At 64.3% G+C, this 16,291-nt stretch carries 16 protein-coding genes; 6 read left to right on the top strand and 10 right to left on the bottom strand.

Annotated features, from left to right (window positions below; translation table 11 throughout):
- Nucleotides 1-115: 115 nt before the first annotated feature.
- The 4 genes from pssA to G394_RS0114980 form a co-directional block, all read right to left on the bottom strand.
- Nucleotides 116-874 carry a CDP-diacylglycerol--serine O-phosphatidyltransferase gene (gene pssA / locus G394_RS0114995; RefSeq protein WP_028578362.1) on the bottom strand — a complete coding sequence of 253 codons (759 nt, stop codon included), beginning with the start codon at nt 872-874 and terminating at the stop codon, nt 116-118.
- Nucleotides 875-894: 20 nt separating this feature from the next.
- Nucleotides 895-1,539: a phosphatidylserine decarboxylase family protein gene (locus G394_RS0114990; RefSeq protein ID WP_028578361.1), complete on the bottom strand. Its 645-nt coding sequence runs from the start codon at nt 1,537-1,539 to the stop codon at nt 895-897.
- 77 nt (nt 1,540-1,616) lie between these two features.
- Entirely contained in the window at nt 1,617-2,897 is a 1,281-nt protein-coding gene (locus G394_RS0114985; protein WP_028578360.1) for a CgeB family protein, read from the bottom strand.
- Nucleotides 2,890-4,146, bottom strand: a complete 1,257-nt coding sequence (locus tag G394_RS0114980) for a glycosyltransferase family 9 protein (protein WP_051307236.1) — start codon at nt 4,144-4,146, stop codon at nt 2,890-2,892. Before G394_RS0114980 ends, G394_RS0114985 begins: the two co-directional genes overlap by 8 nt.
- 116 nt (nt 4,147-4,262) lie before the next feature.
- Between G394_RS0114980 and G394_RS0114975 the strand changes: the two genes are divergently transcribed.
- From G394_RS0114975 to G394_RS0114950, 6 genes are all read left to right on the top strand, one after another.
- Entirely contained in the window at nt 4,263-4,952 is a 690-nt protein-coding gene (locus tag G394_RS0114975; RefSeq protein ID WP_028578358.1) for a precorrin-2 dehydrogenase/sirohydrochlorin ferrochelatase family protein, read from the top strand.
- The gene (locus G394_RS0114970; RefSeq protein WP_028578357.1) at nt 4,930-5,757 is read left to right on the top strand and encodes a cytochrome C assembly family protein; all 828 of its coding nucleotides are present in this window, start codon (nt 4,930-4,932) and stop codon (nt 5,755-5,757) included. The genes G394_RS0114975 and G394_RS0114970 overlap by 23 nt, the downstream gene beginning before the upstream one ends.
- Before the next feature lie 25 nt (nt 5,758-5,782).
- Nucleotides 5,783-7,105, top strand: coding sequence for a glutamyl-tRNA reductase (hemA, locus tag G394_RS0114965; RefSeq protein WP_028578356.1), 1,323 nt, complete (start codon nt 5,783-5,785; stop codon nt 7,103-7,105).
- An 11-nt stretch (nt 7,106-7,116) separates the two neighbouring features.
- Nucleotides 7,117-7,449, top strand: a complete 333-nt coding sequence (locus tag G394_RS21450) for a hypothetical protein (protein ID WP_028578355.1) — start codon at nt 7,117-7,119, stop codon at nt 7,447-7,449.
- An 8-nt stretch (nt 7,450-7,457) separates the two neighbouring features.
- Entirely contained in the window at nt 7,458-8,456 is a 999-nt protein-coding gene (tilS, locus tag G394_RS0114955; protein WP_051307235.1) for a tRNA lysidine(34) synthetase TilS, read from the top strand.
- 265 nt (nt 8,457-8,721) lie between these two features.
- A complete protein-coding gene (locus G394_RS0114950) occupies nt 8,722-9,051 on the top strand; it encodes a PilZ domain-containing protein (RefSeq protein ID WP_028578353.1) in 330 nt (109 codons plus the stop codon).
- Nucleotides 9,052-9,124: 73 nt separating this feature from the next.
- Here the strand turns inward: G394_RS0114950 and G394_RS0114945 are convergent, their stop codons facing one another.
- The 6 genes from G394_RS0114945 to G394_RS0114920 all read right to left on the bottom strand — a co-directional run bounded on the left by G394_RS0114945 (nt 9,125) and on the right by G394_RS0114920 (nt 16,258).
- On the bottom strand, nt 9,125-10,765 hold the full coding sequence (locus G394_RS0114945) for an FAD-dependent oxidoreductase (RefSeq protein ID WP_028578352.1): 1,641 nt from the start codon (nt 10,763-10,765) through the stop codon (nt 9,125-9,127).
- Between the two features lie 99 nt (nt 10,766-10,864).
- Nucleotides 10,865-11,959, bottom strand: a complete 1,095-nt coding sequence (locus G394_RS0114940) for a glycosyltransferase family 4 protein (protein WP_028578351.1) — start codon at nt 11,957-11,959, stop codon at nt 10,865-10,867.
- Nucleotides 11,960-12,064: 105 nt separating this feature from the next.
- Nucleotides 12,065-13,012, bottom strand: coding sequence for an aminotransferase class IV (locus tag G394_RS0114935; protein ID WP_028578350.1), 948 nt, complete (start codon nt 13,010-13,012; stop codon nt 12,065-12,067).
- Between the two features lie 91 nt (nt 13,013-13,103).
- On the bottom strand, nt 13,104-14,129 hold the full coding sequence (locus tag G394_RS0114930) for an aspartate-semialdehyde dehydrogenase (RefSeq protein ID WP_028578349.1): 1,026 nt from the start codon (nt 14,127-14,129) through the stop codon (nt 13,104-13,106).
- Between the two features lie 18 nt (nt 14,130-14,147).
- Nucleotides 14,148-15,035, bottom strand: a complete 888-nt coding sequence (gene metF / locus G394_RS0114925) for a methylenetetrahydrofolate reductase [NAD(P)H] (RefSeq protein WP_028578348.1) — start codon at nt 15,033-15,035, stop codon at nt 14,148-14,150.
- A gap of 17 nt (nt 15,036-15,052) precedes the next feature.
- The gene (locus G394_RS0114920; RefSeq protein ID WP_028578347.1) at nt 15,053-16,258 is read right to left on the bottom strand and encodes a type II secretion system F family protein; all 1,206 of its coding nucleotides are present in this window, start codon (nt 16,256-16,258) and stop codon (nt 15,053-15,055) included.
- Nucleotides 16,259-16,291: the final 33 nt, after the last annotated feature.

Raw genomic sequence — 16,291 nt, 5'->3', positions numbered from 1 at the left:
TGTTCTCCTTTTTCAATAATTTATAATCGATTGATGATAAATACTATTCATGGGCGGCTGGTGCGCCCTGAATTGCCGTTTCCTGCAAACGATGCTGAGGGGGTTGCGTGTTCCTTTACGAGATCTTGTGAGAAGACTCTCGTAGGAAGGATTTACCGCGTAGGGGCAGAATGAAGTAGGAGTAGATGAGGCCGGAAATGATGTAGCAGATGAAGAAGACGAAGCTCAGGAGCTTCGGCTCGGAGGCGACCAAAACGAAGACCAGCAGGGCCGTGACCGTGGCGCTGAAGCGATGAGCGCGGATGACCTCGGCGTCCTTGAAGGACGCGTAGCGGACGTTGCTGACCATCAGGATGGACACGAGAAAGGCCAGAACCAGGGTGATCCGGGGAATCCAGTCGACCATGGTCTCGGGGATGTACGAAGAGAACAGGACGAAGGTGGCCAAGGTGCAGGCCGCGGCAGGAATGGGCAGGCCGATGAAGAACTTCTTGCTGATCTTGCCCGTCTGGATGTTGAAGCGCGCCAGGCGCAGAGCCCCGCAGGCCATGACCAGAAAGGAGGCCATGATGCCCAGGCGCCCGAACTCGTGGGTGCACCATTGGTGGATCATCACCGCCGGCCCGACGCCGAAGGCGACGAGGTCGACCAGGGAGTCCAGCTGCACGCCGAAGTCTGAGGCGGAGTTGGTCAGGCGGGCCAGCTTGCCGTCGAGCCCGTCGAAGACGCAGCTGACGATGATGGCTACGGCCGCCATCTCGAAACGGCCGTCTATGGACCACAAAATGCCCATGAACCCGGTCAGCAGGCTGGCCATGGTCATCATGTTGGGGAGCAGGTAGTACCCCTTGTGCTTGGGCTTTGGGTGGTCCATCGTATCCTGAAAAATTGTTTCTACCGCTTTTTCCGGGCCAGAATGCTCTGGCCGGCGAAGACCTTTTCTCCGATGCGGACGACCGACTCATAGTCACTCGGCAGGTAAAGGTCAACTCTGGAACCGAACTTGATCAGTCCGAATCGCTGACCACGGGCCAGGCTGTCGCCCTCCTCGGCCCAGCAGATGATGCGGCGCGCGATGAGCCCGGCGATCTGGACCACCGTCCAGGTCTTCCCATCGGCATCCTCCACCAGCACGGAGTTGCGCTCGTTGTCCTCGGAAGCCTTGTCGAAGGAGGCGTTGATGAATTTGCCGCCGAAGTAGGAAATGCGCGCGATGCGGCCGGCCACGGGCATGCGGTTCACGTGGACGTTGAAGACGTTCATGAACACGCACACGGCCGTGCGGTCCTCGCCCGTCAAGGGGTCGCGCATGGTCTCGACCTTGATGACCTTGCCGTCGGCCGGGGACACGGCCACTCCGGGCTCCTGGGGCACGACGCGCTCGGGGTCGCGGAAGAAGTTGAGGACCAGGAAGAGAACCACCAGGAGCAGCGTGGCCATGAACCAGCAGTCCAGGATGGCGAAGGTCAGGGTGGCGACCGTGGTCAGGAAGATGAAGGGCATCCCCTCCAGGGAGAGGCCGATGGATGGCTTATGCATGAAAACTCCGAAATTATCTGATGCGCGTAAGGAACCTGAATTTGTACCGCTGGGCTTAACGCGAGGCAAGCGCTAATTTAGCCTTCCTTGCCGGGGCGCTCGCCGGAATACTGTTTCTTCCACTCGTCCAGAAAGAGGATGGCCGTCTCCAGACGGTCCAGTTCGCCCTGGCGGCTGCGCACGGCCCAGACCAGATCGTCGAAAGCAACCGTTGGGGACAGTCCCAACCGTGACAGGAGGGCGTCGAACTGGTCCCTCAGGCCCTCAGGTATCTCCTCCCGCCACTGCGAAGGCCGGGCCGCCCGTTCCGGCATGAGGGCTTCGGCGTGCTGCAGCAGGGTGCGCATGCGGTGGGAGTAGGTGTGTTCGGCCAGGACCCGCGCCCTGCCTCGCTGCGCCACTGCGGCCCGTTCCCCGGGATGGGCGCGGAAATGTTCGATGGCCCGCAGCAGCTCCTCCATGTCCGAAAAGAGGGCCAGTTCGCCCTCGTCGAAAAGCTCCGACAACAGGCCGCGCCGGTCGACGAGCTGGAAGGCCCCGCAGGCGGCCAGTTCGAAGGTGCGCGGGTTGACGAAGTCCCCGTCGCCGACCAGCACTCCGGGCCGCACCGAGGAATGCAGGTTCAGGTTGATGGCCGAGGCGTTGAAGATCTTGACCACCTCGTCGGTCTCGATGCGCTCGCCCTGACGCTGCAGGAACGGCGCCAACACCGTCTCCCCGTCCCAGTCGTTGCCCCAGATCCGCAGATCGAATCCGGCCAGCTGCCTGAACGCCAGGCGGCGGTTGGGGTAGCCCGCGCCCACGAAGGACAGCTCGCTGCCGTAGCGCCGACGCTCAACCGGCGAAAGTTCCAACGGGTGGTGCACGGACGGGTCCGCCGCCATGGGCAGGTAAATGGAGTTGGGCTGCCCGGCCTCGGCCAGCTTGCGCGGGAAGTCCCCCTTCTGGATGACGGCGAAAAGGTCGTACAGGGGCGCGAAGGCCTGCCAGTAGGGGAACACCTCGTGGTCCTCGACGAACCACATGGCCGTGGCCACCTTGTCCCGCCGCAGGCGCCTGAGGGCCTGCCTCGAAAGCGGGGCCTGGGCCATGGCCAGAACCAGGTCCGGGGCGAAGGCCTCGACCTTGGCCAGCACGGCCTGGGACACGACCTGCAGGAAGCTGTTCTCCAGGTAGTCCAGGCGGTCTGTGCCCACGCGAAGGGTCTTCAGGGCCGAGAAGGCGCCGTAAAAACCGGGGGCCTCGAAGGTCTCGACCATGTGCCCGAGCTCGCGCAGGGCGTTTTCGCAGTACCTGCCGACGGGCAGGGAGCCTCCGTACATGGGCAGCACCAGCAGGATTCGCCGGCTCTCATTCATGGGCCCGACCTCGCAGTGTTTGGGGCAGCATCCAGTCCCTCTCCATCATCCAGGATTCATCCGCCGCGCGTTCCCCGGCCCCGGGCAACGGCACCCCGGCGCAAGCCGCGGCCATGGCCCTGAAGGCCCGCCTCCGCCCCGCTCCGGCGTCATCCCCGGCCACGGCCGTGAAGGTCGCGCCCAGCCCGTCGAAGCCGCCGGCCATGAGGGCGCACCCGCCGGGCATCTCCCCCGTTGTCCGTCCGCTGACGCGGCGCAGGACCGCGGGGTCGCTAAAAACCCGCCGGCAGGCGATGTCGTGGGGACACGGGGCCGTCTCCAGGCAGGGGGCGCAGTCGGTCGTGGCCTGCAGCACATGGTGCCCCAGACCGTAGGGGCCCGTCTCGTGGCACCAGGCCGAGGACAGAAAAAAGGCCATGACGGGCACGCCGAGATGGGCGGCCAAATGCATGGTGCCCGTGTCGGGAGTCAGGACCAGGTCCAGACCGCCCACTACGTCCACAAGCTCGCGCCAGTCCGTCCTGCCCACCAGGTCCCGGACCTGCCCGCGCAAGGACCCCGGCAACAGGGCCGTCAGCTCTTTGGCTACCCGCCGTTCCGCCCCGGCCCCGAGCAGCGTGATGGCCCCCTTTCCCGCGCGGCCCATGGCCGCCTGGACCAGGGGCGCCAGCACCTGCGCCGGCAGGGAGCGCCGGGCGTTCTGCCCGGCCATGACCACGCCGAGCCCGCCGCCGCGCGGCCTGGCCGGAGGGTTGACGCAGTCGGGCGGCAGGGGCTCATCGGCGTACAATCCCCAGACGTCCACGAGATTGAGGCCGGTCAGCGCCCGCGACCGCGTCCAGCGCATGACCTGCGAAGGCCAGGCATCCATGAATCTCTGCCCCGCCTCCTGCCGGTAGCCGCGCACCGCGTGGGCCGGGAACATGGACGCCAGGGCGAAGTTCATGCCGGAGAAATTGAGGTTGTAGACGCGGTGGAACCCGGTGGACGCAAGTCCTTCCAGGTCGTCGTGCACCCGGGGCAGGATGTCCGGCCCGTGGGTGCCGTGGGCGGCCAGGCCGTGGACCGTGACGCCGGGGAAGGCCAGCCGGGCCAGATCGGCCAGGGAACGATCCACGAGCAGGTGCACCCGCCCTTGGCTCTGCAGCGAGGCCACGAGCCGCTTGGTCTGGATCAGGTCCCCGAATCGGGCCAGCTGGATGACGAGGAAGTCGGGGCCGGCGGGAGCCCCCGGGTCGAGCGGGTTCATACCCCCTCATCCGGGAAAATCCGGAAAAAGTCCAGAACTCCCCGGATTATCAGGCCCTCTCGACCCGCTGCCCGACGCCCTTGGACAAGTGGCTCCGCCTCTGCTAGACGGCCTGCATGCGATATTACCCCCTGCTCCTCGATCTGATGGGAATGCGCTGTCTGGTGGTCGGCGGCGGCGAGGTGGGCCTGCGCAAGGTCCAGGGACTGTTGCCCTGCTCCCCGGCCGCCGTGACCGTCGTGGACCCGGCCGAACCCGGCCCCGAGCTGGCGGCCCTCCTTGCCAGCCACGGCAACTTGACGTATGAACGACGCCCCTTCGCCGAGTCGGACGCGCAGGGCGCGCAGCTCGTTTTCGCCTGCACCTCCAGCCGCGAAGTCAACGCCCGGGTCGGCGAGGTCTGCCGGCAAAACGGCGTGCTGTGCAACATGACAGACGCCCCAGAGGCGGGCAGCTTCGTCCTGCCGGCCAGCATCACGCGCGGGGACCTGACCATCACCGTGTCCACGGGCGGCGCGAGCCCGGCTCTGTCACGGGTCATCCGCCAGGATATCGAGGCCAGGTACGGAGAGGAGTACGAAGCCCTGACCAGGCTTCTGGCCGTCATCAGGGCGGCCATGCTGGAGCTGAGCCGCCCCAGCAACGAGAACCGGGAGGTTTTCAGGGCTCTGGCCACCTCCCCCCTGGCGTCGCTGATCAAGGCCGAGGACCGGGACGCATGCCTGGAACTGCTCCGGGCCGTGCTGCCCGCCCCCCTGCACCCCAGAATCGGAGAATGGTGCGATGACTGCATCCCGACTGTTTGACCTGCTCATTGCGCTCCTTTACCTGACCGGCTCCGTCAGCTACCCGCTGGGCTTGGTCCTGCGACGGCCGATCCTGAAGAAAACGGCCGTCTGGACCTCCGTGGCCGCCTTCGCCCTGCACACCGTGGACCTCGGGGTCCGTTTCATCGAGATCGGCGCCGTAAACCTTCAGCAAGGCCAGTTCTACATGAGCCTGCTGGCCTGGTTCGTGGTCCTCATCTTCTTCGTCCTGTGGCGGCGCCTCAAGCACGACTTCCTGGCCATGATCACCGCCCCCCTGGCCCTGGTCCTCTTTTCCTCGTCCCTGGCCGTGCGCACCCAGGTCCTGGCCGTGCCCGAGCATTTCAGCGCCCTGTGGTTCAGTCTGCACGTGGGCACCATCTTCGTCTCCCTGGGCCTCATCACCATGGCCTTCGGTGCCGGCGTGGCCTACCTGCACCTGGAAAAGATCATCAAGACCAAGGCCAAGATGCCCGGCTTCTCCAAGGACCTCCCATCCCTGGAAACCTTCGACCGCGCCAACCACTGGGCCGTGTCCGTCGGATTCCCGCTCTACACCATAAGCGTCATGTCCGGCTTCCTGTGGGCCTCCTTCACCTGGAAGAAGATCATCAGCTGGGACCCCAAGGAACTCATCACCATCGTCATCTGGATCATCTTCGCCGTGCTCTTCCACCAGCGCACGGCCCTGGGCTGGCGGGGCCGCAAGCCGGCCAGGATGGCCATCGTCCTCTTCGCGCTGTGTCTCGTGTCTCTGGTCGGGGTCAACTTCCTGCTGCCCACGCACCACAGTTTCCGCCCGTAATCATCAGGAAAGACCGCAACCGAACATGAATCAGGAAATCTATCTCGTCGGACTCAATCACAAGACCGCTGGCGTGGACATCCGGGAGCGTTTCGCCCTGACCGACTGCGATCCTGCGGCCACTGGGCTGGTCAGTGACACGGGCGCCGTGTCCGAAGCCATGATCCTCTCGACCTGCAACCGCGTGGAGTTCCTCGTGGTCGGCGACAGCGCGGGCGACGTCCGCTCCAAGGTGCTGCGCTTCTGGGCCGACCACTGCGGACAGCCCCAGGCCGACCTGGAGAACCACACCTACTGCCACGTCGGCGACAAGGCCGTGGACCACCTCTTCACCGTGGCGTCGAGCCTGGATTCCATGATCTTGGGCGAACCGCAGATCCTGGGGCAGCTCAAGACCGCCTACCGCAAGGCCGTGGAAAACGGCGCGGCCAGGGTCATCGTCAACCGCCTCCTGCACAAGGCCTTTTCCGTGGCCAAGCGGGTCCGCACCGAGACGGCCATCGCCTCCAGCGCCGTGTCCATCAGCTACGCGGCCGTTGAGCTGGCCCGCAAGATATTCTCGGACCTGACCAACCACCGGGCCCTGCTGATCGGCGCCGGCGAGATGGCCGAGCTGGCCGCCACGCACCTGCTCTCGGCCGGCGTTCGCGACATCACCGTGGTCAACCGCACCCAGGCCCGCGCCGTGGAACTGGCCAAGCAGTTCAACGGCCGGTCCATGCCCTTCGAGGAACTGCACCAGGCTTTGCTTGAGACGGACATCGTCATCAGTTCCACGGGCTCGCCCACGGCCATCATCCGCGCCAAGGACATGAAGGAGGTCCTGCGCCTGCGCCGCAACCGGCCCATCTTCTTCATCGACATCGCCGTGCCCCGCGACATTGACCCGGACATCAACGGCCTCGACAACGTCTACCTCTACGACATCGACGACCTGAAGGAAGTGGTCGAGGAGAACCTGGCCGGTCGCCAGCAGGAGGCCAACAAGGCCCACGGCATCGTGGCCGAGGAGGTCGGGGCCTTCATGCGCTGGCGCGACGGGCTGGCCCTGCAGCCGACCATCGTCGCCCTGCTCGACCAGGGCGAGCGCATCGCCCGCAAGGAGCTGCGCAAGTCCATCAAGCAGCTCGGGCCCGACCCGGACCCGCAGATGGTGGCCGTCCTCGAACGACTGGCCCTGTCCCTGTGCCACAAGATCTACCACGAACCCATCAGCTACCTCAAACGCCGATCCCAGGAGGAAGGCTCGGCCCAGCGATTCATCCACAACGCCCGCCGCATCTTCAACCTGGACGGGGAAACCGTCCCCGCAGAGGCCCACCTGGACCGCAAGGGCGGCGGCAAATAAGGACCCATAGCATGCGCTCCTTCCTCATCGAAGAAATCACGCCGCAGGACATGGAGAAGCTCGAAAACTGGCTCAAGGAGCAGGAGCTGCAGAGCATCGAGCACCTCTATCACTTCAACCTGCCCCCCAGGCTCCTGACCCCTCTGCAGCAGGAGCACGCGCCCCAGTGCGGCCCCTTCTACATGGCCGTGGAGACGGGCCGCGACTGGGTCAAGCTCGAACTGCTCGTGCGCGCCAAGCGCATCCTGCGCTGCGCCTGCATCGCCTACGCCACGCCCGAACAGCAGGAGCACATGATCTCCTATCTGGAAAACCTGCTCAAAGACCTGAACATCCCCCTCTGAGGCAACCCGTGCGTCTGCAGGACCTCCCCCGCTCCCTGGCCCGGCGCTGCCTGGGCCTTCCGCGCTTCTGCAGGGACAGCCTCGGCGTCGAGGTCCGGGGGAAGAACCTGGTCGTGGCCTATTCTACGGGCCTGGACTCCACGGCTCTCCTGCACCTCCTGCATCTGCTGTCCCGGCCCCTCGGGCTGACGCTCACGGCCGCCCACGCCCATCACGGCCTGCGCCCGGAATCCGACGAGGAACTCGAACACGCCCGAGCAACCTGTTCCAGGCTCGGCGTTCCGTTGGAGACGGCCCGACTGGATGTGCCCTCGGCCATGCGTCCCGGCGGACCCGGTCTGGAGGAATGCGCCCGCAACCTGCGCTACGCATTTCTGGAGTCGGTCCGGGCCGGACGCGGTGCGGATTTCGTGGCCACGGCCCACCATGCCGACGACCTGGCCGAGGACATCCTCATGCGCCTCGTGCGTGGCACGGGTTGGCCGGGGCTCGGCGGCATGACGGGCGCGGATTCGGCGCGCCGCCTTCTGCGGCCCCTGCTCGACTGGGAAAAAGACGAACTGCGGAGCCTCCTCGAAACCCTCGGGGCCCCATGGCGGGAAGACCGCAGCAATGACTCGGCGGACCGCACCCGCAACCGCATTCGAAGCGACGTCCTGCCCCTGCTGCGTCGGGAGAACCCCGCCCTGTCGAAGACGCTCCGGCAGGTCTGGACCCTGGCCCGCATCGACGAGGACTATTGGAACGAAAGGCTCGCGGGGCTGCCAGCCCGGACCGGCGGCCTCCTTGAATCCCGCTTTCTGGAAGTCCATCCGGCCCAGCGCCTGCGTCTCTACAAGCATGTCCTCGACGGCATGGGTCCGGGGCAGGCCCTGGCCGCCCATCTCCTTCTCCTGGACCGGGCCTGGGAGGGAGGAAAGCTGGGGCGACAGATTCAGTTCCCCGGCGACAAGGTCGCCTGCGTGGAGTCGGGCGGCATCCGCTTTTCCCTGCGCGAACGCATCTGACAATCCCGAAATTTCGGACAGCCTGTCCGGCGCTGCCTCTCCCGCCACCGTCTCGAAACCCGCCCCCGAACCGCCGAACGGGACATTTTTGTCCGGAAAATACGGATTATTGCGCACCACTGACCCTATCCGATACCGACGAAAACACCTCAATATGCTGGGAAAATTATTTATTTCAAATATGGCACAATAGTTTCATTTTCGAGGTCGTCTGGAATGGTGCGCACAGCCGAGTCGCATCGATGCGCGGAACAGCGAGGTCAACATGAAACGCGGGAACACGGCCGATCAGCGGAAGAAGGGGCGGGTGCCGCATCAGGCGGTCGTGCGGTATTCCATCGGCGGCCATGAGGAATACCAGCCGGCCCGGATGTTCAACTTCAGCAGCACGGGAATGTACCTCGAACTCAAGTTCCCCCCGCCCAAACTCGGGGCGAACCTGCTCATCGAGGTCCTCGAAGACGGCGACGACAAAATGTGGGGCGACGAGAACGTCCCGCGAAGATGCTACTACGCCAAGGTCATCTGGAAAAAAAACCTGCCCGAATTCGACAGGCATTACGGCGTCGGGCTGCGCTACCTGTCCATGGCGTGAACGCCCCCGCCCTCCAAAAACGAACCGCCGCGGAAGCGGCGGTTCGTTTTTGGAGGGCCCTACGGGGCTCCCTTCATTTCGGGCGAGCGGCCTGTTCGGCCTTGCGCCTGGTCAGATCCTCGAACACGGCCATGGCCGCCGAGGCCCCTTCGCTGACCGCGGTCACGATCTGCTGCACGCCCCCGGTTATGTCTCCGGCCGCGTAGAGCCGGGACAGGCTGGTTCGCCCCATCCTGTCGACCCGGATATAGCCGCCGGGCTCCAGGGCCAGGCCGAGGTGGGACACGGCCTCGACGTTGGGCACGATGCCGATGGCCAGGAAGACGCCGTCCACCTTGACGCGCTCCGTGTCGCCCGTCTTCACGTCCCGCACGGCGATGTACTCAAGCGTCTTGTCTCCGCCGATCTCCTCGACCACCGTGTTCCAGCGCACCGGGATCTCCTCGCGCAGCATGGAATCCACCAGATGCTGCTCGGCCCGGAAGCCCTCGCGGCGGTGCACGATCATCACGTCCACCCCGAGGTTCTTCAGGTGCAGGGCGTCGGTCAGGGCCGTGTTGCCTCCGCCGACCACCGCCACCTTTTTACCCTTGAACATGAACCCGTCGCAGGACGCGCAAAAGGACACGCCCTTGCTCATGAAGCGATCCTCGCCGGGCACGCCGAGCTTCTTCCAGGACGCGCCGGCGGCGTAGACGACCGCGTCGGCCACATAGACCCTGTCCTGGGTATAGACCTCGAGATTGCGGCCTATCTTGATCTCCTCGACCTTCTGCCCCGTGACCACATCGACGTACTGCTTGGCCTGCTCATGGATCATGTCCATGAGCATCTTTCCGCCGATGTTGACGAAGCCCGGATAGTTCTCGACCTCGGGCGTGATGCTGACCTGCCCGCCGACGATGCCCTTCTCCAGGACCACGGCGTCAAGCCCGGCGCGCTTGGCATAGATGCCGGCCGTGAGCCCGGCCGGACCCGAACCGATGATGACAAGGTCGTGGTAGCTCACGCCCTGCCCGGCGGCTTCGCCGGCCTCATGGGCGTGTTCACGAGCGGCTTGCAGGGTGACGAGTTGAGCCACGAAGGACGGCTCAGGCTCAAGGCCCACGGTGGACAGATTTTCGTTGTAGACCGTATGCGGGATGGAGCCCACGGAATATTCCTCGGCGTAGTCGGGGTTTTCACCCGTCTCAACGCATTCGACGGCGATCAGGTCGGGCCGCTCCACGGCGGCCTTGATGGCGTTGACGCACTGGCCCGGACAGTAGGGGCAGGTCGGGCTGACGAAGACCTTGACCACCCGCTTCTCCCCCAGTCCGCCCAGAAGCTCCTTCGATTTCTCCGACAGGAAGCTGTGCCTGGTGGAGACCATCATCAGGGCGTGCAGGAAGGCCTGCCCCTCCTCGCCGGCCGGGGCCCCGGTGAAGCGGATGGAATAGCGCTCCGGGTCGATGAGTAGGGTCGGGAAGCGCGTGACGCCGTGCTTCTCGTTGGCCGCGGCCTCGTCCTCGTGCAGGTGCAGGGTGACCTTGTCCGTCAGCCGGACCAGGTCCTGCATGAGCTTGCGTGCAAAATCCGCGTAGGCGTCATTCTGACCAGGCTTGATGAAAAGGTGGACGGGCACGGTCTCCTTGAATTCACGCAGATATTCGCCGAGCGCCTTGCGCTGGTCCTCGGGCAGGAACCATTCGGTTTCGTGTGCTGATTTGGCCATGGGGAACCTCAGGAAAAAAGAGTTCAGCGAACGGGGCTTCGTGATCGTTCATCAAATCTGCGTCGGACTCGAAAACAGGGCAAAGACCCAAGCCGAGTTTTACACCGACAAAACGTCCTCTAATTCTTCAAATGTCTTTGCCAAGGTAAAGTGCGACTCAACCCTGGCCCTCCCCGCATGCCCTAAACGATTTCTGAGGTCAGGATCAAGCACGAGAGCTTCCAGGGCGTCGGCAAAAGCCGCAACGCTCCCGCCGGGCACAAGCAGACCGGTTTCCCTATCAACGACCACCTCCGGGATGTTGCTGACCGCAAAAGCCACAACCGGCAGACACATGCTCATGGCCTCGGTCAAAACATACCCGAATCCCTCCCACAAGGAAGGCAACGCAAAGATGTCAATGGAGGAATAAAATCGCTTCATCTCGTCGACAAAACCCACAAAATGCACACAATCCCCCAGGCCGAGATCTGCGGTTTGCTGCCTGAGTTCCTGTTCCAATTCGCCGATGCCGGCCAGAAGAAGGGTGCAATCAAGCCCCCTCCCCCGCAGGATGGCAATGGCCTCCAACAGATAGCGGTGTCCTTTCTGAGCCGTCAGTCTCCCCGCGCTCCCGATTACGACGCGCTGAGGAAGCTTGGGGACCAGAGGTTCGGCAGAAGACGCATCGAACTGCGGGAGATCCAATCCATTGTGTACGACAAAGGTTCTGTCGGCGGAAACCAAGGCAGAGTTTTCGGAAAGCACCATGTGCCGGGTATGCTCCGAATTGCAGAGCAGCTTCGTCAGGACATGCCGGAAGAGAAACCGGTTGAAAACGGTGTTTTTCGTCGGCAGGGCGAGGCCTCGCCTGAAGATGATATCATTGGTGCCGGCGAGCCGTGCAGCAATTCCCCCACATTTGAGGTCCGACGGCAAAGCCAGAATCACGCTCTCGACCCGATTTCTCCTCAGAAAATCCGCAATGCGAGCCACTTTCAACGGATTGAGAAAACTCAGATTCGCCACGGGCACGCGCAGCACGGAGATGTCTGGGTATGCTGCCAACCTGTCACCGAGCACGGAGGAAGAGTGCGTCACTGCGCTCACCCGCCAGCCCCGCTTGGCGAACAGCCGGGCGTGGGCGAAATACCATTGTTCTCCCCCACCCCAAGCCCGATTCGTGTTGAAAAAACATATGGAGCGCTGCGTCATAAGGCACCAAGCGAAGCAATGAACATTGGAGACGGCATGCCTGCCGCCTCATCTTCAAAGGAGTTGAGGTTTCATTTCGTGCGCCGGTAGCCGCAACCGCAAGCATTACCCCTGCAGGGGCTGGCCGTGGGCCTTGCGGTCGGCCACCAGCAGTTCGCGCAGGCGCCGGCTCACGGGGCCGGGCCTGCCGTCGGCGACGACCCGCCCGTTGTAGCGCACCACGCTGACCGCGTCGATGCTCGTGCCCAGCAGGATGATCTCGCGGCAGCCGTACAACTCGTCCTCGGGCACGGGCCGCGTGGCCACCGGCACGAAACCGGCCGCCAGGTTCATGGCCCGCTTGAGGGTCGTGCCCATGAGGGCGTTGCGCAGTTCGGGCACCACGAACACCCCGTCCCGGTCGACCAGCACCGCGTTCTCGGTGGAACCTTCGGCCAGGAAGCCCTCGTCGTCGAAGCACAGGGGATAGTCGGCGCCCTGCTCGATGGCGTCCTTCTTCATGAGCACGTTGGGCAGGTAGTTGACGCTCTTGATCTGGGACATCCAGCCCTGCTTGGCCGGGATGCGCGTGCGCACGGCGCTGACGCCGTCCTCCCAGAAGGACTCGGACTTGCGCGGGAAGCGCTTGACCACGACGTAGAGGCTCGACTCGGGGCATTCCCGGGTGTCCAGGGTGAACCCGCCGGGCCCCCTGCCCAGAAAGACCAGGACATTGCCCTCCGCCGCGGCGCTGACGACGCAGACCTGACGGACCAGTTCCGCCAGGACCTCCGGGCCCACGGGACAGGGCAGGTCGATGGCCGCCGCCGAGCGCATGAGACGGCCCACATGCTCGTCCAGCTGGTAGATGGCGCCATCCTCGAAGCGCATGGCCTCGAAGACCCCGTCGCCGCGGTGGACCAGATGGTCGTCCAGGGGGATGAGCATGAGCCTGGGGTTGGTGAAGACCGCCCCCAGACGGTGATCGTAGAAGGCCAGGAAATTCTCCTCGCCGGGACGGGGCAGCGTCCGAACGCGTTCCCAATAAAGCTCTTCGTTTCCGATTTCGATCATCTCCACCTCCGGATCGAAAAGTTCCGCCCCAAAGAAAACACGCCCCAAGCCGTTTCCGGTTGGGGCGTGAAGTCGGCGGGAAACGGCGGTTCTAGGGCACGCGCAGCAGGTCGCGCTGGAGGAGCACCTCGGCGATCTGCACGGCGTTCAGGGCCGCGCCCTTGCGGATGTTATCGGCCACGATGAACATGTTCAGTCCGTTGTCGATGCTCTCGTCCGTGCGGATGCGCCCCACGAAGGTGTCGTCCTCGCCCGCGGCCACGATGGGCATGGGGTAGATCTTCTCGCCGGGGTTGTCGTAGACGCGCACGCCCGGAGCCTGGGACAGGATGGCCCGGGCCTCCATGGGCGTGAGCTTCTTCTCGGTCTCGATGTTCACACTCTCGCTGTGGCCGTAGAAGACCGGCACGCGCACCGTGGTGGCCGTGACCCGGACGGAATCGTCGCCCAGGATCTTCTTGGTCTCGAGGACCATCTTCATCTCTTCCTTGGTGTACTCGTTGTCCAGGAAGACGTCGATCTGCGGCAGGCAGTTGAAGGCGATGCGGTGCGGGTAGACCTTGCACTCGGCGTCCTGGCCGTTGAAAAGCTGACGCACCTGGCTTTCGAGTTCGTTGATGGCCTTCTGGCCCGTACCCGACACGGCCTGGTATGTGGACACGACCACGCGCTTGATGCGGGCGGCGTCGTGCAGGGGCTTCAGCACCACGACCATCTGGATGGTCGAGCAGTTGGGGTTGGCGATGATGCCCTTGTGCCAGGACAGGTCATCGGGGTTAACCTCGGGCACGACCAAGGGCACGGCCGGGTCCATGCGCCAGGCGCTGGAGTTGTCCACCACAACGCAGCCGGCCTTGGCCGCACAAGGGGCGAACTTCTCGGAGGTGGAGCCGCCGGCGGAGAAAAGAGCCAGATCGACACCCTTGAAGGAATCTTCGGTCAGTTCCTGCACCGTCAGCTTTTTGGAGCCGAACTCGACGGTGGTGCCGGCGGAACGAGACGAGGCCAGGGCCCGCACTTCGGAGTGAGGAAAATTGCGGCGCAGGAGCGTATCGAGCATCTCCCTGCCCACGGCGCCTGTCGCGCCCACCACGGCCACTACTGGATTCTTCTTCATCGTCGCCTCCGAATATGGTTACCGCCGTCCTTGCCTGCCGGCGAAATCCTTCCAGATTTCCAGGCAGGTATCGGCTTTATTGAGAGTGTACAGATGCACGCCAGGGGCCCCCCGGTCAAGCAGATTTCGGACCTGGCTCCTGGCGTACCCGAGGCCCAGGCCCCGCACCCCGCTGTCGCCGTAGACCTCCTGCACATGCTCCAAATCCCGCATGTAGCCCGCGGGCACGGTGGCGCCGCAGAAGGCCAGCATGCGCTTCAGGGCCGCCAGGTTCTGCACGGGCAGGACGCCGGGGATGATGGGCACGTCGATGCCGGCCTCGCGGGCCCGGTCCACGAAATTGAAATAGTGGTCGTTGTCGAAGAAAAGCTGGGTGATGACGAAGTCGGCGCCGCAGGCCACCTTGCGGCGCAGGTGTTCGAGATCGGCCTCCGGGCTGACGGCCTCCGGGTGCTTCTCGGGATACCCGGCCACGCCGACGCTCAGGCTCCCGAACTCGCTGCGGATGTGGCAGACCAGGTCGTTGCCGTGGCGGAACTCGTCGCTGTCGGGCCTAAACTCCGTCTCGCCCTTGGGCGGGTCGCCGCGCAGGGCCAGGACGTTGTCCACCCCGGCTTCGCGCAGCCCCTGCAGGAAGGCGCCGAGGCGGCCGCGGTCGGCGCCCACGCAGGTCAGGTGGGCCAGGGGTTCGAGGCCGTATTCCTGCTTCATGCGGGTCACGATCTCGAGGGTGTTGTGCTGGGTGCTCCCGCCGGCCCCGTAGGTCACGGAGCAGAACAGCGGGTCCAGGACCTTCAGCTGTCTGACGACGTCAAAAAAACCGGGCCATTGCGCCCGGTCCTTGGGGGGAAAGAACTCCAGCGACAGGAAGGGTTCCTGTCGCCGGAGCAGATCTGCGATGCGCACTGAATCTCCTTGAGAAGTTACGCCACCGTCTCGGCGATGGAGAAGATGGGCAGGTACATGCTGATGACCAGGCCGCCGACCACCACGCCCAGGAAGACGATCATGATGGGCTCGATGAGGGAGGTCAGGGCCTCGACGGCCACGTCGACCTCGTCGTCGTAGAAGTCGGCGATCTTGCTGAGCATGGAGTCCAGGGCGCCCGTTGTCTCGCCGATGGAGATCATGTGGATGACCATGGGCGGGAACACGCCGGTCTCCTCCAGGGGCTCGGCCAAGCTCTGGCCTTCGGCGATGGACTTCTTGGCCTCCAGCACGCCCTTCTCAACGGTCTTGTTGCCCGAGGTGCGCGAGACGATGTCCAGGGCGTTCAGGATGGGCACGCCGCTTGAGACCATGGTCGACAGGGTGCGGCTGAACTTGGCCACGGCGGCCTTCCTGAGCAGCGGCCCGAAAACCGGCAGGAACAGGACCCAGCGGTCGACGAGAACCTGGCCCTTCTCCCACTTGTAGAAGAACTTGAAGCCGACGATGAAGGCGACGATGAAGCCCAGCAGCAGCAGGAAGTTGTTGATGACGAAATTGCTCATGGCGATGACGATCTGCGTCGGCAGCGGCAGGGCGCTGCCCGCCTCGCGGAACATCATCTCGAAGGTCGGGATGACGAAGATGAGGATGACCGCGATGACCGCCACGGCCACGGTCACGACCACGCTGGGGTAGATCATGGCGCCCTTGATCTTGGCCTTCAGCTTGGCGGCCTTTTCGATGTAGTCGGCCAGGCGCAGGAGCACCTGGTCCAGGATGCCGCCCGTCTCGCCGGCGTTGACCATGTTGGAGTAGAGGGCGTCGAACACGTCGGGGTGCTTTTTGAGCCCCTCATAGAGGGAACTGCCGCCCTCGATGTCGTTGCGGATGTTGTAGAGCTTGCGCCTGAGCTTGGGGTTCTCGGTCTGCTCGCACATGATCTGCAGGGCCTGCAGGATGGGCACGCCGGCGTTGATCATGGTGGCGAACTGGCGGCTGAAGACGACCATGTCGCGGTCCGCGACGCGGCCCTCCAGAAAGGTGCCCTCCAACAGATCCTTGGGCTTCGGCTTGACCTTGATGTCGGAGTAGCCTTTGCGTCTCAGTATGTTCTCGGCAAATTCGAGGGCCGGGGCGTCGAGATCACCCTTGACCGATCTGCCGGCGCGCGATTTCGCCCTGTAAATGAAGATAGGCATGAACGTCCTCCGGAAATTGAGTCGGAATAAGAT

This window comes from Desulfomicrobium escambiense DSM 10707 (assembly GCF_000428825.1).
Classification (GTDB): domain Bacteria; phylum Desulfobacterota; class Desulfovibrionia; order Desulfovibrionales; family Desulfomicrobiaceae; genus Desulfomicrobium; species Desulfomicrobium escambiense.
This window is presented reverse-complemented; position numbering and strand designations above follow the sequence as displayed.